This is a genomic window from Halococcus sediminicola (genome assembly GCF_000755245.1).
Taxonomy (GTDB): Archaea; Halobacteriota; Halobacteria; order Halobacteriales; family Halococcaceae; genus Halococcus; species Halococcus sediminicola.
This window is the reverse complement of the sequence record NZ_BBMP01000021.1, coordinates 112,558-134,176: the sequence shown is the minus strand read 5'-3', so window position 1 is coordinate 134,176 and position 21,619 is coordinate 112,558. Positions and strand designations below refer to the sequence as shown.

The 21,619-nt window shown below is 65.1% G+C and carries 25 protein-coding genes; 11 read left to right on the top strand and 14 right to left on the bottom strand.

Annotated elements, in window-relative coordinates; all coding sequences use genetic code 11:
• Positions 1–36: 36 nt before the first annotated feature.
• The gene (fer, locus tag ACP97_RS09005; RefSeq protein ID WP_049997503.1) at positions 37–690 is read right to left on the bottom strand and encodes a ferredoxin Fer; all 654 of its coding nucleotides are present in this window, start codon (positions 688–690) and stop codon (positions 37–39) included.
• A gap of 81 nt (positions 691–771) precedes the next feature.
• On the bottom strand, positions 772–1,596 hold the full coding sequence (locus tag ACP97_RS09000; protein WP_049997502.1) for a nucleoside phosphorylase: 825 nt from the start codon (positions 1,594–1,596) through the stop codon (positions 772–774).
• Between the two features lie 136 nt (positions 1,597–1,732).
• On the opposite strand from ACP97_RS09000, the gene ACP97_RS08995 reads away from it, so the two are divergent.
• Positions 1,733–2,518, top strand: coding sequence for a restriction endonuclease (locus ACP97_RS08995; RefSeq protein WP_161782622.1), 786 nt, complete (start codon positions 1,733–1,735; stop codon positions 2,516–2,518).
• Positions 2,519–2,561: 43 nt separating this feature from the next.
• Here the strand turns inward: ACP97_RS08995 and cdd are convergent, their stop codons facing one another.
• The 3 genes from cdd to ACP97_RS08980 form a co-directional block, all read right to left on the bottom strand.
• Positions 2,562–2,957: a cytidine deaminase gene (gene cdd, locus ACP97_RS08990; RefSeq protein ID WP_049997500.1), complete on the bottom strand. Its 396-nt coding sequence runs from the start codon at positions 2,955–2,957 to the stop codon at positions 2,562–2,564.
• 66 nt (positions 2,958–3,023) lie between these two features.
• Positions 3,024–3,302: a UPF0058 family protein gene (locus ACP97_RS08985; protein ID WP_049997499.1), complete on the bottom strand. Its 279-nt coding sequence runs from the start codon at positions 3,300–3,302 to the stop codon at positions 3,024–3,026.
• Positions 3,303–3,354: 52 nt separating this feature from the next.
• Positions 3,355–3,570 carry a DUF7120 family protein gene (locus tag ACP97_RS08980; RefSeq protein ID WP_049997498.1) on the bottom strand — a complete coding sequence of 72 codons (216 nt, stop codon included), beginning with the start codon at positions 3,568–3,570 and terminating at the stop codon, positions 3,355–3,357.
• 258 nt (positions 3,571–3,828) lie between these two features.
• Here ACP97_RS08980 and ACP97_RS08975 point away from each other — a divergent pair, with 258 nt between their 5' ends.
• Both ACP97_RS08975 and menD read left to right on the top strand, forming a co-directional pair.
• Positions 3,829–5,169 carry an isochorismate synthase gene (locus tag ACP97_RS08975; protein ID WP_049997497.1) on the top strand — a complete coding sequence of 447 codons (1,341 nt, stop codon included), beginning with the start codon at positions 3,829–3,831 and terminating at the stop codon, positions 5,167–5,169.
• Positions 5,166–6,929 (top strand): 2-succinyl-5-enolpyruvyl-6-hydroxy-3-cyclohexene-1-carboxylic-acid synthase, encoded by a 1,764-nt coding sequence (menD, locus tag ACP97_RS08970; RefSeq protein ID WP_049997496.1) that lies wholly within the window; start codon positions 5,166–5,168, stop codon positions 6,927–6,929. Before ACP97_RS08975 ends, menD begins: the two co-directional genes overlap by 4 nt.
• A gap of 18 nt (positions 6,930–6,947) precedes the next feature.
• Here the strand turns inward: menD and ACP97_RS08965 are convergent, their stop codons facing one another.
• Genes ACP97_RS08965 through ACP97_RS08950 form a run of 4 tightly spaced genes read right to left on the bottom strand, consistent with a single transcriptional unit; the run spans position 6,948 to position 10,274 of the window.
• Positions 6,948–7,622, bottom strand: coding sequence for an ABC transporter permease (locus ACP97_RS08965; protein ID WP_049997495.1), 675 nt, complete (start codon positions 7,620–7,622; stop codon positions 6,948–6,950).
• Positions 7,619–8,632: an ABC transporter ATP-binding protein gene (locus tag ACP97_RS08960; protein ID WP_049997494.1), complete on the bottom strand. Its 1,014-nt coding sequence runs from the start codon at positions 8,630–8,632 to the stop codon at positions 7,619–7,621. Before ACP97_RS08960 ends, ACP97_RS08965 begins: the two co-directional genes overlap by 4 nt.
• Complete coding sequence (locus tag ACP97_RS08955) at positions 8,629–9,339, bottom strand: ABC transporter permease (RefSeq protein ID WP_049997493.1); 711 nt, start codon at positions 9,337–9,339, stop codon at positions 8,629–8,631. The genes ACP97_RS08960 and ACP97_RS08955 overlap by 4 nt, the downstream gene beginning before the upstream one ends.
• Positions 9,336–10,274: a glycine betaine ABC transporter substrate-binding protein gene (locus tag ACP97_RS08950; protein ID WP_049997492.1), complete on the bottom strand. Its 939-nt coding sequence runs from the start codon at positions 10,272–10,274 to the stop codon at positions 9,336–9,338. The genes ACP97_RS08955 and ACP97_RS08950 overlap by 4 nt, the downstream gene beginning before the upstream one ends.
• A 285-nt stretch (positions 10,275–10,559) precedes the next feature.
• On the opposite strand from ACP97_RS08950, the gene ACP97_RS08945 reads away from it, so the two are divergent.
• Complete coding sequence (locus tag ACP97_RS08945; RefSeq protein ID WP_049997491.1) at positions 10,560–11,447, top strand: 1,4-dihydroxy-2-naphthoyl-CoA synthase; 888 nt, start codon at positions 10,560–10,562, stop codon at positions 11,445–11,447.
• Positions 11,448–11,712: 265 nt separating this feature from the next.
• On the opposite strand, the gene ACP97_RS08940 is transcribed toward ACP97_RS08945, so the two are convergent.
• Positions 11,713–12,621 (bottom strand): GNAT family N-acetyltransferase, encoded by a 909-nt coding sequence (locus ACP97_RS08940; protein WP_049997490.1) that lies wholly within the window; start codon positions 12,619–12,621, stop codon positions 11,713–11,715.
• Positions 12,618–13,886: a Glu-tRNA(Gln) amidotransferase subunit GatD gene (gene gatD / locus ACP97_RS08935; protein WP_049997489.1), complete on the bottom strand. Its 1,269-nt coding sequence runs from the start codon at positions 13,884–13,886 to the stop codon at positions 12,618–12,620. Before gatD ends, ACP97_RS08940 begins: the two co-directional genes overlap by 4 nt.
• A gap of 133 nt (positions 13,887–14,019) precedes the next feature.
• Between gatD and ACP97_RS08930 the strand changes: the two genes are divergently transcribed.
• Both ACP97_RS08930 and ACP97_RS08925 read left to right on the top strand, forming a co-directional pair.
• Positions 14,020–14,910, top strand: a complete 891-nt coding sequence (locus tag ACP97_RS08930; RefSeq protein ID WP_049997488.1) for a ribonucleotide-diphosphate reductase subunit beta — start codon at positions 14,020–14,022, stop codon at positions 14,908–14,910.
• 59 nt (positions 14,911–14,969) lie between these two features.
• A complete protein-coding gene (locus ACP97_RS08925; RefSeq protein ID WP_049997487.1) occupies positions 14,970–15,461 on the top strand; it encodes a hypothetical protein in 492 nt (163 codons plus the stop codon).
• 37 nt (positions 15,462–15,498) lie between these two features.
• Here the strand turns inward: ACP97_RS08925 and ACP97_RS19890 are convergent, their stop codons facing one another.
• From ACP97_RS19890 to ACP97_RS08915, 3 genes are all read right to left on the bottom strand, one after another.
• Complete coding sequence (locus ACP97_RS19890) at positions 15,499–15,666, bottom strand: hypothetical protein (RefSeq protein WP_154019985.1); 168 nt, start codon at positions 15,664–15,666, stop codon at positions 15,499–15,501.
• Positions 15,667–15,734: 68 nt separating this feature from the next.
• The gene (locus ACP97_RS08920; RefSeq protein WP_049997486.1) at positions 15,735–16,412 is read right to left on the bottom strand and encodes a metalloregulator ArsR/SmtB family transcription factor; all 678 of its coding nucleotides are present in this window, start codon (positions 16,410–16,412) and stop codon (positions 15,735–15,737) included.
• Positions 16,413–17,084 (bottom strand): hypothetical protein, encoded by a 672-nt coding sequence (locus tag ACP97_RS08915; RefSeq protein WP_154019984.1) that lies wholly within the window; start codon positions 17,082–17,084, stop codon positions 16,413–16,415.
• A gap of 48 nt (positions 17,085–17,132) precedes the next feature.
• On the opposite strand from ACP97_RS08915, the gene ACP97_RS20415 reads away from it, so the two are divergent.
• The 5 genes from ACP97_RS20415 to ACP97_RS08895 all read left to right on the top strand — a co-directional run bounded on the left by ACP97_RS20415 (position 17,133) and on the right by ACP97_RS08895 (position 21,577).
• Positions 17,133–17,276, top strand: coding sequence for a hypothetical protein (locus tag ACP97_RS20415; protein WP_202593590.1), 144 nt, complete (start codon positions 17,133–17,135; stop codon positions 17,274–17,276).
• Positions 17,277–17,323: 47 nt separating this feature from the next.
• The gene (locus ACP97_RS08910; protein ID WP_049997485.1) at positions 17,324–17,674 is read left to right on the top strand and encodes a DUF5802 family protein; all 351 of its coding nucleotides are present in this window, start codon (positions 17,324–17,326) and stop codon (positions 17,672–17,674) included.
• 54 nt (positions 17,675–17,728) lie between these two features.
• Positions 17,729–19,651, top strand: coding sequence for a threonine--tRNA ligase (gene thrS, locus ACP97_RS08905; RefSeq protein WP_049997484.1), 1,923 nt, complete (start codon positions 17,729–17,731; stop codon positions 19,649–19,651).
• Positions 19,652–19,792: 141 nt separating this feature from the next.
• Complete coding sequence (locus tag ACP97_RS08900; RefSeq protein WP_049997483.1) at positions 19,793–21,247, top strand: S8 family serine peptidase; 1,455 nt, start codon at positions 19,793–19,795, stop codon at positions 21,245–21,247.
• Positions 21,248–21,298: 51 nt separating this feature from the next.
• Positions 21,299–21,577 (top strand): hypothetical protein, encoded by a 279-nt coding sequence (locus ACP97_RS08895; RefSeq protein ID WP_049997482.1) that lies wholly within the window; start codon positions 21,299–21,301, stop codon positions 21,575–21,577.
• The last annotated feature ends 42 nt before the right edge of the window (positions 21,578–21,619 follow it).

Genomic DNA, 21,619 nt, shown 5'->3' with positions numbered 1-21,619 from the left:
TCGGGATTCGGCTTAACTGTTTGCCACGTCTCCAAGTCAGTCGCTGGCGTGAGCCTGCTCGAACGGCCGCGGGGGCAGTCTCAGTTCGTCGAGACCCGGGAGGTGTTTGATATTATAAATGACTTTCATCTCGTCGGTGATCGGAATCCCGTTGCACGAGAGCCGGATGCCGCTGGCCTTCATCTTCGGCGGGAGGATGGTGTCGGCGGGCATCTCCAACTCGCCTTCGACGAGTGCGACCGCACAGTTCGCACACGCGCCGCCACGACAGGCGTAGGGCCACGCGAAACCCCGGTTCTCGGCGGCTTCGAGCAGCGACTCGCCCGGCTGGACGAGGAACTTGCCATAGTTGACCGGGTCGAGGTCCGCGTCGTTGGCCTTCCCGAAGAGGTCCGCGTCGCCGACGTCCCAGCCGTGGTCGTCGAGCACCGCGTAGTTCAGGTACTCGACGCGCGCGCCGTCGGGTTCGTCGTCTGGTTCGGACTCCTCGTCGAGTTCCTCGCGCTCGGGCGGCGCTTCGAGTTCGCGGCCGGCCTTGGCCGCCGCGTACGCTTCCCGGACGCGCTGGAACTCCGTGGCCGAACCGCCGTGATCGGGGTGGGCCTCGATGACGCGCTCGCGGTAGGCCCGCCGGAGTTCGGCTGCGCTCGCGTCGGGATCGATCTCCAAAACCTCGAACGGGGACGCCACATGGGATATAGCGCGTCCCGACTGAAAAGGATTCCCGATGCGGAACCGTGCTGTGGGCGCTCTCCGTGCTATCGAGCGTCGTCAGCCGTCGATGCCGAGACCGGGATACCAGCGGTCGGCACCGACCTCGCGCGCCCGCTCGTCCATCCGAGCGAGCAGCGCCGCCGCGAGACTGGCGGTCTCGGCCGCACGGTTCTCCCCTTCGGTGCGGAACTCGCCGGTCGTCCGATTGGCATACACTGTGCAGACCGCGCCCGCCCGCAATCCGTAGAGGTTGGCGAGGCTGAGAATCGCGCTCGCCTCCATCTCGAAGTTCAACACTCCTGCCTCGCGCAGTTCCTCGAACTGGGCCTCGCTGCCGGCGGCCTCGAACCCCTCGAAGCCCGGCCGACCCTGCCCGGCGTAGAAGCTGTCGGTGCTCGCGGTCACGCCCACGTGGTAGTCGTGGCCCAACTGCTCGGCGGCCGCAACTAGTGCCGCCACCACGCGGTCGTCGGCGCTCGCCGGAAAGTCCTCGCGGACGTACTCGCCGCTGGTACCCTCCTGTCTGACGGCTCCCGAGGTGATGACGAGGTCGCCCACGTCCATCTCGGGCTGGATGGCTCCACAGGACCCCACACGAAGGAACGTCTCCACGCCGACGCGCGCGAGTTCCTCGACTGCGATGGCTGCCGAGGGACTGCCGATGCCCGTCGAGGTCGTGCTGATCGGAGTCTCCTCATATTCGCCCGTGGCGGTGCGGAACTCACGGTGTTCGGCGACCACCTCTGAATTACTCCACTGATTCGTGATCTTCTCGATGCGTTCTGGGTCGCCCGGGAGAAGGACTGTGTCGGCGACATCGTCGGGGCCGACCGCCAGGTGATATTGCAGTTCGTCGTTCGGATCTTCGCTATCGCCGGTCATACGGTGGGTTCGCTGACCGATAGCAAATAAGCCGTGGTTGTACGTTAGCAGACGGTCGCGGGGATTGATTTATACTACTGGTTTCCGAACGTATCGCTATCCGATGCAAGTCGCTGTCAAAAATCGTCTGCAACGGATGGACGACTACGACTTCGAATATTTTGTCGGTGACCTCTGGGAACGAATGGGCTGGGAATGTAACGTCTCACAAGCATCCGTTGATGCTGGAATAGATGTCGTTGCGACGAAACCGAACCCGTATCCACAGAAAACAATTATTCAGGCGAAGCGATACGGACCGAACACCACGGTCAGTGGTCCCGCTATTCAACAATATGCGAGTCTGAAACAGCAAGAATCGGGAGTCGATTCAGTCGTCATCGCGACTACCAACACGTTTACGCGGGCAGCCGAGAAGCGGGCAGAAGAGTTGAACGTGAAATTGGTCGATGGCGACGATCTTGTCTCGATGGTTGATGAGCTAGGCGCTGAAGACCTTCTGGAACAATACGATATAGGGGAAGTAGAGGGAGCGCAGTCGGACAACGAAACACAGAGCGCACAGTCTCACGCGAGTGCCATCGCATCAGCGGAGAGCGAAGACGGATTGCTCGCGAGAGCGGTACGGGCACGCGATTGGTACAGCACGTTGCTCAAGGCTACTGGGCTTGCATTCACAGCTCTCCTCATCGGTGTGCTATCGGACGGGACGAATATCGGTTTTCTCGGGGCAGTCAACAGCGCGGCCGAAACTGTTTTCGGGATTTTACTGATTGTCGTTGCAGTCGCTCTCTATCTCGACATTCGATACGTTCGTCGTCACAGTTCATGGAACCCGACCACATGGCTGTACTTGGTCGGACTGTTCTTTTTCTACATCACGGTTCCCGTCTATCTCTATCGGAGACGCGAAGCGATCTGACTCGGGTGAACTCCACTCGGAACACTAGGCCGTGTAGCTTTGTCTATTTGCCCAACGTTGCCGCCGAGATCGCATCCGGCAGCAGTTCGCCGAGTCGGTACTCGCTCCTGGATTCGCCTTCGTCACAGAGCACCCGGAGGTCGTCGGCGCAGAACTCCGAGAGGCTCTGGCGGCACATCCCGCAGGGAAGCACGCCGTCGCGCTCGGAGGAGGTGACCGCGAGGCGCGCGAAGTCGCGGTGGCCGTTCTTGACCGCCTCGGCGAGGGCGACCTCCTCGGCGTGGAGGCTGTTCGAGTAGTTCGCGTTCTCGATGTTACAGCCGAGAAAGACCGTTCCGTCCGCGGTTTCGAGCGCCGCCCCGACCCGATATTCGGAGTAGGGGACGTGGGCGCTCGTCGCTGCCTCGCGGGCGCGCTCGATGAGTTCGTCGGCGTCCATGCTCACGGCTCGCTCGCGTGGGGTGAAATAGCCACCGGGACTCGGCGGCGCGCCGTGATACTGCCCTCAGAGCTTGCCTTCGGCGTCGGTGGCGAGTTCGCGCATGCGCTTGCCGATGCGGCCGGCGTCGGAGAACTCGTCGTCACTCATCGCCTCGGCGAGGGCGTTGCCGAGGATGAAGACGGCGTGTTTGTGCTCGTTTTTCGATTTGTGGACGTCGTCGGGCGTGACGTCGAGTTTCTCGTAGGTCTCGAACAGCTCCGGGTCGACGTCCTCGCGGTCGTTGACGAACTCGGTGATCGTCACCATCTCCTCGTGGAGGTCGAGAAGTTCCTCTTTGTGCATATTGGTGGACTAAACGGGCGCGCTCGGTTTAACGGTTGTCCTCACGACGCCCTCAGAAGACGTATTCGTCCTCGTGGCCCATCATGCCGTCGTCTTCGAGACCCGGTTCGTCCTCGTCGTCCATCGGCCCACTCGTCTGATACGCCCGCATCCCGGTCGAAAGCAGCTCCTCGGCGGCCTCCTGTCGGTTGAGGAACTCCCCCTCCTCGACCATCCGTGCGATCTGCATTTCGAGCTGCTCCGGGATCGTGATCTCTACTTTAGCCATCGGAACATCGGGGGCTTCGGTAGAGTGGTATTTAACTCTGGCGGGGAAATTCATTCGTATCGAGAAAACTCTACCCGTGGAAAGACAATTCACGATTTCACGATATCAAAACAATGTTCCGAAACGAGTAATTCCGCCGCTCGGTGGCGTTCGTGCCAACCGACGTGTCCCGAACACGCAGCGATCGAATCACGCCGACGAGCGCACGCGAACGCACAACGGACACCCTCAAGAGCCTGCCGCACCTCCCTTCGAGTGATGGCACAGGCAGGACGCGAAGAGCGCCCACCGGACGTCGGCGACGGGCGGCTGGTGAGTCGCACCCGCGAGATCGACGACTGCTCGTTCCGCGCGTTTCTCTCGGCTCAGTCGGCCCCGCGGGTCGCGTGGGCGACGCCCGACGGTCTCGAACTCGCCGGCGGCGGCGCGGCGGCCATCGTTCGCGCCGAGGGCGAAGCCCGCTTCGACACGCTCCGTGCGACGGCCAACGCGCTGTTCGCCGACGTCGACGCCGACGGCCCGCCCGCGGCCCGTCCCCGCCTCATCGGTGGACTCGCCTTCGAGGCCGACCACGCGCCAGCGCTGCCGTGGACGGGATTCCCGGCAGCACTGTTCGTCCTACCCAGTATCCAACTGACACGTGCGGACGACCGTACGTGGCTGAGCGTCGCTTCGTACGACACCGACGCCACTCCCGAATCGGTCGAGACACGCCTCGACGCCGCCCACGACGAACTCACGGGGCTGCCGATGATGCGCCCGAGCGGCGCGCGACCGGGTATCGCCGCCACCCGCCGACTGACCACCAGATCCGAGTGGGTCACAAGCGTTGAGCGCGCCGTCGCGTCCATTCGAGACGGCGACCTCCGGAAGGTCGTGCTCGCCACCGCGCTCGATGCGAGTCTCGATGCGCCAATCGACGTTCCCGACACGCTCGAACGCCTCCGGCGGACCTACCCCGACTGCTATCGGTTTCTCGTCCAGCCCACAGAGGAGAAGGGATTTTTCGGTCCACCTCCTGAACGACTCGTCAGGATAGACGGCGAACGGGTCGCCACCGAGGCGCTCGCGGGGTCGGTCGAGCGCGGCGACACACCCGAAGAGGATGCGGAACTCGCGCGTTCGCTCGACGAGAGCGCGAAACTCGGTCACGAGCAGGCGCTCGTCACCGACACCATCCGCGAGCGTCTCGAACCCCTCGGCGATATCACCGTCGGCGAGCGCGAGATCAAGCGACTCTCCAACATCCAGCATCTCCGAACACCGATCTCGGCGACGCTCGACGACGACATCCACGTCCTCGATGTGGTCGAGGCGCTGCATCCGACGCCGGCGGTCGGCGGTCTCCCGCCCGAGCGCGCCCGAACCGTGATCCGCGAGACCGAGCCGTTCGATCGCGGCTGGTACGCTTCGCCGATCGGCTGGTTCGACGCCGCCGGTGACGGCGAGTTCGTCGTCGGCATCCGCTCGGCGGTCGCCGGCGGCGACGAGGCGACGCTGTTCGCGGGCAACGGCATCGTCGGCGATTCCGACCCCGACGAGGAGTGGGCCGAACTCGCCCCGAAGTTCCGACCGATACTCGACGAACTCGACGGATGAGCCGGGACCCGAACTGGCCCAATCGCAATACGCTCTGGGCCGAGGTCTTCGTCGACGAACTCGCGGCGCAGGGCGTTTCGGCGGTCTGTGTCGCGCCGGGTAGCCGCTCGACGCCGCTGACGGTGGCGTTCGCCGACCATCCCGCCATCGAGGTGTTTTCGCACCTCGACGAGCGCTCGATGGGGTTTTTCGCACTCGGGCGCGCCAAACGCACCGGCGACCCCACACCCCTGCTCTCGACGTCGGGCACCGCGACCGCGAACTTCCATCCGGCGGTCATCGAAGCCAATCAGGCCCGTATCCCGCTGGTGGTGCTGACCGCCGACCGCCCGCCCGAACTGCGCGACAGCGGCGCGAATCAGACCGTCGACCAACAGAAACTGTACGGGTCGGCGGTCCGCTGGTATCACGACCTTCCCGAACCCGAGGCGGACGGCCGCAAACTCCGCTCGTTGCGCGTCACCGCCGCCCGCGCGCTCGCCGCGAGCACGGGCACGCCGGCCGGACCCGTGCATCTGAACGTTCCGTTCCGCAAACCGCTCGAACCCGTCCCCGTATCGGGCGACGTGCCCGACGACTTCGAGCGCGAAGCGCCGCTCGGTGCGACCGGTCGTGATGGGCCGTTCGTCCACATCAGACAGGGTCGTCCCGCGCTCGACGATGGCACCCTCTCGCGGGTCGCCGACGCGCTCGCGGTCGACCGTGGCTTGCTCATCGCCGGGCCGAGCACGGACCTCGACGCCGCGGCGATTGCCGCACTCGCCGAGCAAACTGGATTTCCGATTCTCGCCGACCCACTCTCGGGGCTGCGCTTCGGCCCGCAGCTCGCTGACACGCTCGTCTGCGGCGGCTACGACTCCTATCTCGACGTGGATGGGTGGCCGGATCCCGAGACCGTTCTCAGAGTCGGCGCATCGCCGACCTCGAAGGTGCTCAGGCGATATCTCCGCAATGGAGCCCGCGAGGCGGGCACGCGCCAGTTCCTCGTCGACCCCGCGGGGGAGTGGCGCGAAGCGACCTTCACCGCAAGCGACCTGCTCGTCACCGACCCGAACCGGCTCGCACGCGACCTCGCGGGGCGGGTCGAGACGGGCGCGAGCGACGAGTGGCGCGACCGGTTCGCCACGGCCGAACGGCGCTACTGGGACCTCCTCGACGACGCCCACGACGAGGAGTTCTTCGAGGGCACGATCTCGAATGATGTTCTCGCCGCGGCTCCCGATCCCGCGACGGTGTTCGTCTCGAACTCCATGCCTGTGCGCGACGCCGACCGCTTCGGCGAACCGCACGACGGCGACCTCACGGTGTTGGGTAATCGCGGCGCGAGCGGCATCGACGGCATCCTCTCTACGGGGTTGGGTGCTGGGAGCGCGACCGACGACCCCCTGATCCTCGTTCTCGGCGACGTGGCCTACTACCACGACATGAACGGCCTGCTCGCGCTCTCACGGTGTGGCGTCGACGCCACCATCGTCCTCGTGAACAACGACGGCGGCGGCATCTTTCGGATGTTGCCCATCGCCGAGTTCGAATCGGTGTTCGAGCAGTTCGAGACCCCTCACGGGTTGGATTTCGCGCCCATCGGTGAACTGTACGGCTTCGAGTTCGTTCGCGCCGACGACCGCGCGACGTTTCTGGACGCCTACCGGGCCTCCCTCGGCAGCGACGGCACGCAGGTCATCGAGGTCACGTTCGATTCGGCGCGAAGCCATCGCTTCCGGGAGGTGGTCCACGAGCGCGTTCTCGATACGTTCGATTGAAACTCGAAACGAAAGCGATCAGGCCGCCGCCGCGGTCTGGCCGCTCGCGGTCTCGGTGCCGAGTCGTCGTTGAGCCAGGCCGAGCAGAGCGTCGAGCGCGATGGCCAACAGTGCGCCCGGAATCGCGCCGGCGAGCAGTTGCGCCGTGTCGAACAGTTTGATGCCGCCGATGACCCAGACGCCGAGACCACCGCCGCCGATGAAGAAGGCCAGATACGCCGAGCCGACGTTCAGGACTGTGCTCGTGCGGATGCCGGCGAAGATCACCGGGAGGGCGAGCGGCAGGCTGACCTTCCGGAGTATCTCCCCGTCGGTCATGCCCATCCCGCGGGCGGCGTCGACGGTGCTGTCACTGACGTTCTCGATGCCCGCGATGGTGTTCGTGAGGATCGGCAGCAGCGAGTAGGCGAACAGGCCGACGACCGAGGGCAGAAAGCCGAGCCCGAGTATCGGGAACACGAGCGCGATGACCGCGAGCGTCGGCACCGTCTGTGCGACGTTGCCGGCGGTCGAGACGACCGTGTTCACCCGCTCGTTGCGCGTCGCGAGGATCCCCAACGGAACAGCGACGGCGATGGCGAGCGCCTCCGAGACGAACACGAGCGTGAGATGCTCGCGGAGCAGGTCGAAGAACGTCCCGGAGTTCGCCAGCAGGTACGCCCACGCCTCCGCGAGCAGACTGACGACGCTCATGCGGTCTCCTCGGTGGCTTTCTCGGCGTGATAGCCCCGAATGTCCTCTTCGGTGACGACGCCGACGACCTCGCCACCCTCGACGACCGGGAGCGCCCGCACGCCGGCCTGGATACACCGCGAGAGCGCGACCTGCGCGCTATCGGTCGGCGTGACTGGGATGAGTTCGCCGCCGTCGGCCATCACCGTGTTGTCGGGTTCGAACGCGTCGACCACATCCCTGTGCTCGTCGGGGATATCGGTCCGCATGATCTCACCCACCCGGAGCACGCGCAGCTGTTTCAGGGTGCGGTCAGGCCCGATGAAGTCCTCGACGAACTTCGTCGCCGGCGTTTCGAGCAGCGCCGTCGGCGTGTCGTACTGGACGAGTTCACCCTCGTTCATCATGGCGATCTTGTCGCCCATTTTGAGGGCTTCGTTGATGTCGTGGGTGACGAAGATGATCGTCGTCTCGATCTCCTCTTGGATGTCGAGGAACTCGTCCTGGAGGTTCTCGCGGGTGATCGGGTCGAGCGCGCCGAACGGCTCGTCCATCAACATGACGTCGGGACCGGCCGCGAGCGCGCGGGCGACGCCGACACGCTGCTGTTGCCCACCCGAGAGTTCGGTCGGGTAGCTGTCGCGGTACTCCTCCGGGGGCAGCCCCATCAGTTCGAGCAGTTCGTCGACCCGTTCGTCGGTGCGTTCCTCGTCCCAGCCCTTGAGTTCGGGCACCGTAGCGACGTTCTCGGCGATGGTCATGTGGTCGAACAGTCCGATGTCCTGGATGACGTAGCCGATCTGTCGGCGGAGTTCGGTCGCCGAGAGGTCCTGGACGTCGGTGCCGTCGTAGTAGACCGTGCCTTCGGTCGGCTCTTCGAGGCGGTTGACCAGCTGCATCGTCGTCGTCTTCCCGCAGCCGGAGGGACCCACGAGAACCGTGGTCGTCCCTTCCTCGACCTCGAAGTCGAGCCCGTTGACGGCCTGCGTGCCGTCGCTGTACTGCTTGTGAACGTTGTCGAACTGGATCATTGGAGTTGGGTACGAATCGCGTCGAACAGTCGTGTCGTGTAGGTCGGTTCGAGGTCCTCGCCGTTGCGCAGGCGAAGACCACGTTCGGTCACGGCAAAGAGGTAGTCGAAGGCGAGCGCCAGCACCGAGACCGCCACCGTGGCGACGACGATCATCGCGGTGTTGCCCTGATTGATGCCGTAGAAGATGTAGAAGCCGAGCCCGGGACCGCCGATGAACGCACCGATGGTCGCCAGCCCGACCAGCAGGACGACGGCGTTTCTGATGCCGGCCATCACCACCGGGAGTGCCACGGGGAGGCGAACGCGCCGGAGGCGCTCGAACCGGGTCATCCCGAGACCCGTGCCGGCCTCGACGGCGGCGGGATCGACCTGCGTGATGCCGAGGTAGGTGTTGCGGATGATCGGCAGCTGCGAGTAGGCCACCAGCGCGGCGACGACCGGGGGTGTCCCGATGCCGAGAATCGGCACGAGAACGCCGAAGAAGGCGATGGCCGGTAGCGTGAGCAGTACGCTCGCGATCCAGAGGACGATCGTCGCCGCCCGCTCGTTGTAGCTGATGGCGATGCCGAGCAGGATGGCGATCGGCAACGCGATGAGCAGCGTCTCGATGGTGAGCACGACGTGCTCGCCGAACAGCCGCAACAGCCGGTCGCTGTTGTCGAGTGCGAATTGAACGAGACTCTGGAAGAACGTCACGACGCTCATATCAGTCCCTCCGAGCGGAGATACTGCCGGGCGACCCGTTGAGGATCCTTCTGCTCGATCTGTACCAACTTATTGAGCCGAACGATCTTGTCGTAGGTGAGCGTCGGTCCGATGGCGTTCAGCGGCTCGCGGATCTGGGGTTCCCGTTCGATAATGTCGTTGGTCAGCGGTGCCGGGTTGTATATCGGGAAGAAGTCCTCGTCGTCTTCGAGGATTTTGAGGTCGTACTGGCGGAGCTGTGGGTTGGTCGTGAACCCCATCCCGACGCTCGCCCGCGTGCTATCGATTATCTGGTAGGTGAGCGACGAGCTGGCGGTGCGGATATTGAGGTTCGAGGCGGCCTTCCCGAAGCCGTAGTGGTCGACCAGTCCCGGCCAGCCGTCGGCACGCTGGGAGAACGAGATGCCGAGCACCATCGGGGTGTTCAGTTGGTTGTTCTGGATGTACTCGCCGAAGCCGCTGACGCTCTTGACGCCCGTTTTCTCCATCCATTCCGGTTCGGCGATGAGGGCGTAGGTGTTGTTGAAGCGGGCCGGGTTCAGGAACGACAGGCCATGCTGGCGTTTCAGCTGTCGTTCGACCAGATCGTAGAGCCGCCCGGAATCGGGGATGATCTTCTCCTTTTTCGGTGGGATGAGTGTCCAGACGGTGCCGGTGTAGATCCAGCAGATGTCGGTCTCGTCGCTTTTGACCGCCCGGAAGTTCATCGGGTCGCCGCCGAGGGAGGTTTCGTCGACCACCGTGAGATCGGTGTTCGCCCGCAGCGATTCGATGGCCATGTAGCTGAGCAGGATGGCCTCCGGAAAGCGCTGGGAACTCACCTTCACCGCGTTGGTGTCGGCTCCGAGCACGGCCGTACAGCCCGCGGTCGCGCCCATGCCGGCCGTTGCGGCCGTTGCGCCACCATATCTGAGGAATTCGCGTCGTGTTGTCACGTGTTACTCTCCCGTATCGATCTCGACAGCGCCCGTGCGCTGAAGAGACGATACTCTCATTCGATTGAATGCATCGTGCGATTGCATCGCTGTAGCGCTGAAACAACACGGACTGATACACTTAACCTCTGGGCTTGCCGGTGCGCATATCGCCCACGCAAACCCGAGTTGCCGAACGACGGCGGCGTTCGCGATCGCCGCCGACTCGCGGACGGAGTTCACCCCACGTTACCGGCCCGGCGTCGAATCACGAAGGTTTTTCGACCGTGCGACTGGAGTCCGATCATGGTTTCGGCACTGTTCGATCCCGACCGCTGGCGGCACGTCGAGCGATTCGACTTCACCGACGTCACCTATCATCGAGCGGCCGATTCTGGTACCGTGCGCATCGCCTTCGACCGCCCCGCAGTCAGGAACGCCTTCCGCCCGAAGACGGTCGACGAACTCCACACCGCCCTTGACCACGCGAAACGCCAGACCGACGTCGGCTGCGTGCTGCTTACAGGAAATGGTCCCTCGCCGAAGGACGACGGCTGGGCCTTTTGCTCGGGCGGCGACCAGTCCGTTCGCGGTGGCTCCGGCTACGAATACGACGACGGCGAGGATGACTCCGAGAACACCGGCCGGCTCCACATCCTCGAAGTCCAGCGCGCGATTCGCCACCTCCCCAAACCCGTCATCTGTGTGGTGCCTGGCTGGGCGGTCGGCGGCGGTCATTCTCTCCACGTTGTCTGCGATCTCACTATCGCCAGCGCCGAACACGGAAAATTCCTGCAAACGGACCCTGACGTGGCGAGTTTCGACGGCGGGTTCGGCTCGGCGTATCTCGCCAAACAGATCGGCCAGAAGAAAGCCCGCGAGGTCTTCTTCCTCGGGAAGACCTACGACGCCGCCGAGGCCGCCGAGATGGGCATGGTGAACGAAGCCGTCCCGCACGACGACCTCGAATCCACAGCCCTCGAATGGGCCGAGCGCATCAACGGAAAGTCGCCGACCGCCATCCGGATGCTCAAATACGGTTTCAACGCGACCGACGACGGCATGGTCGGCCAGCAGGTCTTCGCCGGTGAGGCGACTCGACTCGCCTACATGACCGACGAAGCCCGAGAGGGACGGGAGGCGTTCATGGAGGGCCGTGACCCAGAATTCGACGACGTACCGTGGCATTACTAACGACTTTTTTACTTCGTCGGGTTCGCGCTTCGCGCGAACCACTCCTCGCAAAAACCTCGGCTAAAAACTCCCGCCCGCAAACCGCGCGAGCGGCGAACCGCGCTCGCTTCGCTCGCACTGACGCCATCGTCCCCCATCACAACCGCACCGTCGAAGCCCTCGGGCGCTCGTTGCACTCGCGCCCTCGCCCTTCATCCGCCAGGCGAAGCCACGTGCCGCTCGCTCGCCTGCGGCTCGCTCGCGGCGCTATCGTGGGCGTACTGATTCAGGAGAGGTCTGCTTCGAGTACGAAATCCGGCTCGCCGCTCACCGCGACACGGGCGGCCGCGGCGTCCGAGACGTGCCGTGGCGTCTCGGGAATCAGGATTCGCGTGCGGTCGGCACCGAGTTCGGCGGCATCCGTACTGATGGCGTCGAACAGCGCCCGCGCGGCGTCGAGGTCGTCCCATGCGCCGACGCCGTACTCCGCCCAGTGTTCGTTTTCCCCGTTCTCTTCGCGCTCGTAATCGCGCACCCGGTAGGCCATCCCGCGCGTGCCGTCCGCCCCCCGAACGGTGAACACCCGCGTCTCGTCGGCCGCCCGGCGGAGGCGCTCGCGAGTGAGTTCCGAGACCGCCCACGACTCGTCCGTATCGAGGGCGAGTCCCGCGAGCGCCCCCCGTGCTTGCGAGCGCTGCCAGCAACTCCACGCCGCATTGGGCGCGGCGACGACGTCGAGGGTCGATTCGGACCCGTCGCGGTCGGGTTCGGGATGCGCCCAGCGGAACTCCATGCGGGGATCGAACCCGGCGGCGCGCGAGCCGCCCAGTCCCGCCTCGTTCCACGAGAAGACCATGTTCCGACAGACTGTCGCGCCGCGTTCACGCGCCCACGCGAACAGCGCGTCGTTCAGTTTCGTGCTGAGTCCCCTGTCCCGGTAGTCGGGGTTGATGCGCATCCCCTGTGCCCACGCCTCGTGTTCTGAGAGCAGCGCGCCCTGACAGATGCCCGCGACGTCGTCGCCGGTATCGGCGACGAACGTGCGCTGACCGTCGCCGTCGCCGGCGATCCACTCGTGATAGATCTCGGGGATGTAATCGCTCGCCTCGCGGTCGGCCCACGTTTCCCGGGTAAACGCCACGACCGCCTCGTAGTCCTCTCGGCGAGCCTGCCGGATGTGGATTCCCGTGCTCACTGCGCACGACCTCCCTCGACCAGGTTCTCGGCGGGCACCGAGCGCTCGGTACACTCGCCGGCCAGCGACTCGCCCATCACCCTCTCGATGTCCTCCTCGTTCGCCAGCGCCCACATCAGTTTCACCTTCGCGGTGCCCGGCAGGGTGTCTCCGGCCTCGATAACGCCCGCATCGAGCAGGTCGCGGCCGGTATCGTAGACGCGGTCGCAGACCCGTCCCGAGAGGCACTGACTGGTCATCACGACCGTCGTTCCTCCCTCGATCAACTCCTCGATACGGGGAATCCAGTCGGTGTGGACGTGGCCCAATCCCGTGCCTTCGAGGACGAGACCCGCACTCTCGCCCACCGCATCGAGCACGCGCTCGCTCGTGCCGGGCGTGAATTTGAGGAGTTCGACGTCCGTTTCGAGGGTCGACGCGACGGCGAGGTTGGTTGCGCCGCGCTCACGATGCTCTTCGTGTAAGTTCACCGTGTCGGTGTCATACTCGACGTGGCCGAGCGGCGTACTGCCGACGGTCTCGAAGGCGTCCCGCCGGGAGGTGTGATTTTTCCTGACTCTGGTCCCCCGGTGGAGCGCACACCGGTCGTCCGAGTCGCTCGCGTGCATACAGACCATTACCTCCGCGCAGTCGCTTTTGGCTGCCTCGACCGCACAGACGGCGTTCATCACGTTGTCCGAGGAGGGCCGGTCGGCCGAGCGCTGGCTCCCCGTAAAGACGACTGGAACAGGGGTGTCGAGCATGAACGCGAGCGCGCTCGCCGAGAATTGCATCGTGTCCGTACCATGCATCACGACCACACCGTCCACGCCCGCCTCGATCTCCTCGTGGACGGCGCGGGCGAGGTCCTGCCAGACGTCGGGCGTCATGTTCTCTGAAAGGATGTTCGCCACGACTCTCCCTCGATAATTCGCCCGTCCGGCCAAATCGGGCACCGCACGAAGCACGTCCTCGGCGTCGAATCTGGCTGTGACGGCCCCGGTGCGATAGTCGACCGTCGAGGCGATGGTCCCGCCCGTCGAGACGAGCGCGATGGTCGGCAAGTCGTCGTCGAAATCCACCCGCGAGGACTCGCTGGCGTCCGCGCCGCCGACGTCGTGGACGCCCGCCTCGATGACTTCGAGTTCGCTTCCCTTCCTATCGATGCCGACGTTGTAGCCGCCGTCGAGTTTGAGCACGGCGCGCTCGGCGGTCGTGGCGGGCATGAGCACGCCCTCGTGGGTCCGTCCATCGTGTTCGAGACGGACGCGGTCGCCCGGATTCATACCCTGACTACCCGCCTCGCGGACTTCAATTCGTCCTTCCGTCGGTCGCGCCGCTGAACTCCATGTCGATATATAAATAGCGCCGTCGCGGTGGCAGGAAGTTCATGACTCCTCGGCCCGTAGTCTTCCCGAGATGTCGCAGACCGAACCGCCGATGCACATCGACACCGACGCACGCACGTTCAGATACTACCGCCACGCCGTCGAGAAACACTGGGACCCACACGACATCGACCTCACCGCCGACCGCGAGGCGATGGTCGACCTGGACGACGTGGGTTTCGAGGGACTCAAACGCGCGCTCGCGCTGTTCGGCGCTGGCGAGGACGCCGTCGCCGAGGACCTCGCGCCGCTGGCGGTCGTCCTCGACGACTTCGAGGACCAGCTGTTCATCACGACACAGCTCTACGAGGAGGCCAAACACGCCGACTTCTTCGATCGCTACTGGCGCGAAGTCATCCAGCCGGCCGAGGATGATCGGGGTGTCGAGCGCAGTTCGCCGGCCGACGACCGGTGGTTCTCCGACGAGTACGACGAACTGTTCGCGCGCAACGAGCGCGCGATGGCGCGACTACTCGACGACGACACGCCCGCAAACCGCGCGAAGGCGTACTCACATTACCACATGACCGTCGAGGGAATCCTCGCTCAGACCGGCTACTACGGTCTCACGCGCCAGTTCGACGCGGAGGCCTATCCCGACGTGCCCCACCTCCCCGGCTTGGTCGAGGGTCTCACCTCGATTCGCAGCGACGAGGGTCGTCACGTCGGCTTCGGCATGGCGAAACTCAAGGAACTCGTCGAGAGCGGACGGGTGGAGGCGTCGGTCATCGAGAACACCGTCGGCGAACTGCTCCCGCTGGTGCAGGCGTCGATTCCCGACTACGACGGCGACGAGCCGGGCGTTCAGACCGGCGAACTCGTCGAGTACGCCACGAGCAAGCACGGCCAGCGCATGCAGCAGATCACCGCCGCGAACGAGTCGATCCCCGACGTCGACGAGTTGACCGCGCTCGGCGACTGACGGGGGACTCGACCCGCTGGCGGGGAAAGGTCCATGCCGCTCGGGACACTGGTTTCACTATGGCCGACCGCGCCGGCGAACGGACGACGACCCGCGACACCGACGAGTTGCTCGCGGAGGTCGAGCGGACCACGGCCGACGACGCGGGTGGCGAACCCGAGCGGACGCCGGCGAGCGACGGACCGACGACGCGCGAGCGCATTCAGGGGGTTTTCTCGCCACGGGCATTTCTCGTCGCGCTCGCGCTCGTGGCCGTCGGCGTCCTTCTCGGGGGGTTCGTCCCGGTTCTCGGTGCGGTACTCAGATACGTCGGCGTCTTCGTCGCCACGTTCGTCCTCGGCGCGGCCAGCGAGCGCCGCCACTACCTCGAAGCCGGGTTGGCGGGCGCACTCGTACCCGCCGCCGGCACGCTGCTCGATTACTTCGCGCTGACGATCGCCGGGGTGGGCGTTCCTGTGATCGCCATCGCCGCGGGTGTCGGCCTGCTCGCCGGGCTGGCCGGCCACTACTTCGGGCGCGACCTCCGGGACGGGCTGACGCGCGAACTGTAATCGGCCCATCAGCCGAGACCATCCTCTCTCCGAGTTCCTACGAAACTCCCGGACGGTTCGATCCCTTCGCTGCGATGTAGAACGAGCCGAGAGCGAGTAACGAAACTGCGACGGCAGCCGCGGGCGTTTCGAGGACGAACGGAACCACTCCAGCCGTCATGAGTCCGAATATCGCCCAGCCGATTCTCGGAAGCGGCTCGTTCATTGCTGATCGTTACATCCACAAATATATAAATCACATTGGAGTGTCCGTAGTTGGCACCTAAAAACAAACTATTCGACCGTCCAGCGCCCGTTCTCACGGCGGACGAGACCGTTCGTCGAAAGCAGATCGAGCGCGTCCTCGACGACCGGCAGCGGCACGCCCAACCGTTCGGCGAGCGCGTCGGCGGTGTCGGCCCCGCTCTCGATCGCGCCCAGCACCTCCGCACAGAAGCGCGCGTCGCCGTGGTCGGCGAACCGCTCCGTGTTCAGTCGGTCTTCGAGGCGGTCGGTGAGCGTGTCGTGCAGCGACGCCAGCCGACCCTGTACCCAGCGCTGGGCCAGCGAGAGTTCGTCCTCCAACTGTTCGAAGCGTTCGAGGTCGGCGGCGAGTTCGGCGAGGTCGCTCGTCTCGGTCCTCGAAACGTCGATGGAGACGTACCGGCAGGTCGTCAGGTCGAGGCTCGAACTCGCCGGATAGGCGCTTTTGGCACCGAACTCGTACGGTGAGACGTTCACTTCGAGTCTGAGGTTGCGCGCGATGCGGAAGTACTTCCGGCGGCCGTCGTCGACACGGCTCTCGACGAGTCCGGCCTCTTCCAGTTTGCGGAGATGGTCGATGACGGCCTTCGGACTCACGCCGAGCGAGTCGCTGATTTCGGTGACGTACCACGGCCGCTGGGCGAGCAGTCCGAGGATGCGCCGGCGGTTTTCGTTGCCGAGAAGGTCGAGCAGCGCCGCGGAGTCCATTCACTCGAAGTTAGTGCTCGATGGGTAAAACGTTGTCTGAGCCGCCGACGTCCGTTCCGTGGGCGACCCGGCGACGTCGGTTGTCGTTTCGACGGGGCCGCTCGTGCCGTTCGACGCCGCGGGAACGGAGAGGCCCTCGATGTGCTGACTGAGTCGGTCCAGTCCCGAGGCGTTCACGCCCTCGCTCGCCGCGGCGGTCTTCGCCTCGCCGACCGCGGTGCTGAGGGCGTCACGGTCGGCGACGAGGCGAGCGTGGCGTGCCTGCCGGGCGACCGAGCGGTCGGTTTCCTCGGCAAACTCCTCGATGCGGGTTTCGAGCCGAGCGAGGCGCACGCGCAGGGTCGCCGCGCGCTGGGTGACGAGCACCTCCTTGCGCGATTGGTTCTCGGCGGTGTCGAAGGCGGCCAGCCACATCCCCGAGTCGACCGAGCCGTTGGCCGCCGCGACGCCGCGCTGCATGAACACCGAGACGTCGCTCCCCATGTCCCCGGCCGCGGGCTGGGCGGTCGTCCGAGCCGTTCCGGCCTGTGGACTGATACCGATACCCACGAACCCACAGAGCAGCACCGAAACGAAGGCGACCGCGACGGCGTTCGTGTTCACTACCGGTCGCTCGGTCGCGGGAGAGTAAAAGCGCGCTGGCCGTTCGCCCCAGTCGCTCGTTGTATCCACGGGCGGACTGCCAGAAACTACAAGTGCCGCCCTGTGGTATGATTTCGAATGGCGCACTGTCCGCACTGTGAGGCCGACATCACCGTCTGGGCGGAGCGACTCGAACAGGCAGACGCCGCGAGCACGCCGAAGGTCTGGACCTGTCCGGACTGTGACGCCGTGCTCGGCATCTCCGACTGGGGCAACGGCTGACCCGCAGAAACGTTTATGACTGGCTGTGTGGTACTGACACACATAGTATGTTCGAACGGTTCTCCCGTGGCTACTACGTCGGCCGGCTCTCCATCGAACCCACGCCAGAGGAGGGGGCGGGCGCGCTCATCCAGCGCACCACCCACGAGCGGCTCAACGAACAGTTGTACGCCGCCGGCGAGGGTATCGAGCGGACCGACCTCCCGCTGGTGATGAAGCTCGAAACGAGCCACTTCACCGTCCACGGTGACGGCGGTGTACCCCGCGACACGCTCTGGGTGCCCGAGTCGCTGCTCGACGAGACTCGCATCGAGACGCCGCCGACGTTTCGAGAAGTGTTCCTCGCCAAGGCCGACCGCGCCGCCCAGCTGCTCCGCCTTACTGGACAAGCCGTCTGAGGAGGGTGGGAGAGTCTCAACAGGCTTATCCCCCGCGTGGAATCTATTCAATCCATGAGCGATGTCGTCGTGACGCTGCCGGACGGCTCCGAACTGCACGTCGAGTCTGGCTCGACGGTCGAGGACGTGGCCCACGAAATCGGACCGGGTCTCGGCCGCGATACGATCGCGGGCGTCGTCGATGGCGACCTCGTCGCCGCGGCCGAACCGATCGAGGAAGACAGCCGACTGGAGATCGTCACCGACCAGTCCGACGAGTATCTCGACGTGCTCCGGCACTCGGCGGCGCACGTCTTCGCACAGGCGCTCGGGCGACTCCACCCCGAGGCGCAACTCACCATCGGGCCGTGGACCGACGACGGGTTCTACTACGATATTGCAAACGTGGACCTCGACGAGGACGATCTGAGCGATATCGAGGGAGAAGCCGAGAGCATCATCGACGAGGACCTCCCCATCGAGCGCGTCGAGCGCTCGCGCGAGGAGGCCTTCGAGATGTACGAGGACAACCCGTTCAAGCGCGACATCCTCGAAACGGAAGCCGCCGGCGAAGACCCTGTGAGCTTCTACGAACAGGGCGAGTTCTCCGACCTCTGTCAGGGGCCCCATGTCGAATCGACGGGCGAGATCGGTGGCTTCGCACTGCTCGAAACCTCGGCGGCGTACTGGCGCGGCGAGGAAGAGAACGAAACCCTCACGCGGGTCTACGGGACGGCGTTCCCGACCCAAGACGGATTGGAGGAGTTTCTCGATCGCCGTGAGGAGGCCAAGGAGCGCGACCACCGGAAGATCGGTCGGGAGATGGACTTGTTCTCGGTCGACGAGACCACGGGACCGGGATTGCCGCTCTATCACCCGAACGGCAAGCGCGTGCTCGACGAACTCTCAGGGTACGCGCGCTCGCTCAACCTCGACGCCGGCTACGAACCGGTCGAAACCCCCCACCTGTTTCGGACGGAACTCTGGAAACAGTCGGGCCACTACGAGAACTACGTCGACGACATGTTCCTGCTCAACGTGGACGACGAGGAATATGGGCTAAAGCCGATGAACTGTCCGGGTCACGCGACGATTTTCGACGGCCACTCGTGGAGCTATCGTGACCTCCCGGTCCGATACTTCGAGGACGGGAAGGTCTACCGCAAAGAACAGCACGGCGAACTCTCGGGCCTCTCGCGCACGTGGTCGTTCACCATCGACGACGGCCACCTGTTCGTCCGGCCCGACCAGATCGCGAGCGAGATTCGAACCATCATGAACACCGTCTTCGAGGTGATGGACACCGTGGGGTTGGATACCGAACTCGTGCTGGCGACCCGCCCCGAGAAATCGGTCGGCAGCGACGCCCTCTGGGAGCAGGCCGAATCCCAACTTCGTACTGTGCTCGACGACGGCGGCTACGACTACGACGTCGAGGAGGGCGACGGCGCATTTTATGGGCCGAAAATCGACTTCGCCTTCGAGGACGCGCTCGGGCGGGTCTGGGACGGACCAACCGTCCAGCTCGATTTCAACATGCCCGAGCGCTTCGATCTGTCCTACGTCGGCGAGGATAACGACGAACACCGTCCGGTGATGATCCATCGGGCGCTCTACGGCAGCTACGAGCGCTTTTTCATGGTGCTCATCGAGCACTTCAACGGGAACTTCCCACTCTGGCTCGCGCCCGAGCAGGTCAGAATCCTGCCGGTGAGCGACGACAACATCGACTACGCCGAGGCGGTCGCCGCCGACCTCGATGGGTTCCGCACCGAGGTCGAGACCCGCTCGTGGACGGTCGGGCGGAAGATTCGGGCGGGCCACGACGACCGTCTTCCCTACATGCTCGTCGTCGGCGACACCGAGGAGAGCGAGGGGACCGTGTCGGTCCGTGACCGCGCCGAGCGCGAACGCGACGGGGTCGCCGTCGAGGAGTTCCGCGACCACCTCGAACGCGAACGCGACGAGAAAACGGTCGCGCCCGCCTTCCTCGACTGACGCGCGGGCGGCGCTTCTCGACGGCCACTCGAAGCGGGTACGGAACGGACCCAACGAGCACCGTTCCACCCGAACGAATATTTAAAAAGCCGTACTGATCGGGCAGAACCGAATTGCTCGTGCAGGACGGGGGTTCGTCCCATGCGAGACGCAATCGACAGGCGGACGTTCGTCAAAGCGACGGGTGTAGCGGGCCTCACCGCGGCGCTGCCGTTCAGCGGCGTCGCGGGCGCGGAGTCCACGTCGCTGGTCGACAGTGCGTTCGACCTCACGAGCGACGCGCTCCAGGAGGCGCTGGTCGTCTTCGAGTCGAACGACGCGGTCGACCAGTTGGCCGATTTCGCCCTCCCAAACGGCTACTACAAGTTCGACGTCCTGCCCATCGGCTACACCGAGGTCGGCGGCGGTCTGTTGGAAGAACTCGCCGACCTCGACGGCGTTCGCCGGGTCGAGCGCAACAAGGAACTCGAACTCTACAACGACGATTCCAGAAAGGTCACCCGCGCCGACGAGGTCCAGTCGGACAGCGGTAGCGGTCTCTCGACGGGATACGAGGGAGCGGGCGTCCACACGGCGGTCATCGACTCGGGCGTCGACGGCGACCACCCGGACCTCCGAGAGAACGTCGCGCACAACTGGCAGTGGATCGGCAACCCGCTCGGATCGCCGACGCTCTGGACGGACGTCGGCATCGTCGACACCGATGGTGGCGGCCACGGCACGCACTGTTCGGGGACCATCGCCGGCGACGGGTCGGCGAGCGACGGCAAGTTCCGCGGAATGGCTCCCGAGGCCGATCTCGACGTATACGCGGGCGGCGCGGTCCTCGTGGTGTTGAAGACGGCTGCCGCCTACGACCACCTCCTCAAACGGGTTCGGGACGGCGATTCGGACGTGAAGATCGTCAGCAACTCCTACGGCTCCTCGAATGGAGAGGACTTCGACCCCGACAGCGCGCTCAACACGGCGACGTGGGAGGCCTATCAGGAGGGACTCCTGTCGGTCTTTGCGGCCGGGAACTCGGGACCAGGAACGAACACGCTGAACCAATACGCCAAAGCACCCCAAGTGCTCGGCGTCGCCGCGACGAACGACGAGAAAGCGGTGACGGACTTCTCATCGCGCGGGCGCAAGCAGAGCAGCGCCAACACGCCCGACAACTGGGACCGCCAGAGCGCACTCGACAACCTCGGAAGCTACTACGACACCGGCAGCAGTTCTGAACCACTCGGTCTCTACCGGCCGGGCATCGGCGCGCCCGGCAACGCCATCGTCAGCACGATGTCGCCCGGGGACCTGCTGGGTGCCGAAAGCGCCGGCGATGGCCGCCTCTTCTATGCGACCATCAGTGGCACGTCGATGGCCTGTCCGGCGACGGCTGGCATCGCCACGCTCGCCGTGGACGCCTACCGCGAGAACAACACGGGCGACGTCTCGCCGATGGAGCTGTTGAACACGCTCACCGCCGAGGCCGAGGACGCAACGAACGAGTACACGTCGTACAACGTCGGCAGCGGGTTCGTCGACGCCTACGATGCCGTCTCGCGCGCCGAGAGCGGGAACCTCGCCGGCTTCGCCGACGTGACGCTCGCCTAGTCGACCCCACTCCGGCGACACACCGATGAACGGCCGACACCAACCGAGAGCATGGGCGAATGCGCCATCTGCGAGCGCGCCGTCGAGACGACCAGACACCACCTGACGCCGCAAAACCGCAAGGAAAGCCCGGTCGCTCCGATCTGTGACCCCTGTCACCGTCAGATTCACGCCGTCTTCACCAACCACGAACTGAAACACCGCTTCAACACCGTCGCGGATCTCAAGGAGAGCGAGGAGATGCGCAAGTTCGCGTCGTGGATACGCAAGACGAACAAATCTCACGTACGGGTCGACGAGACCGAGCACGTCAGCGACTGGCGCGGGTAGCGCGACGACTGCCCGCTGGGTGGGAGAGGAATCGAGCCAACT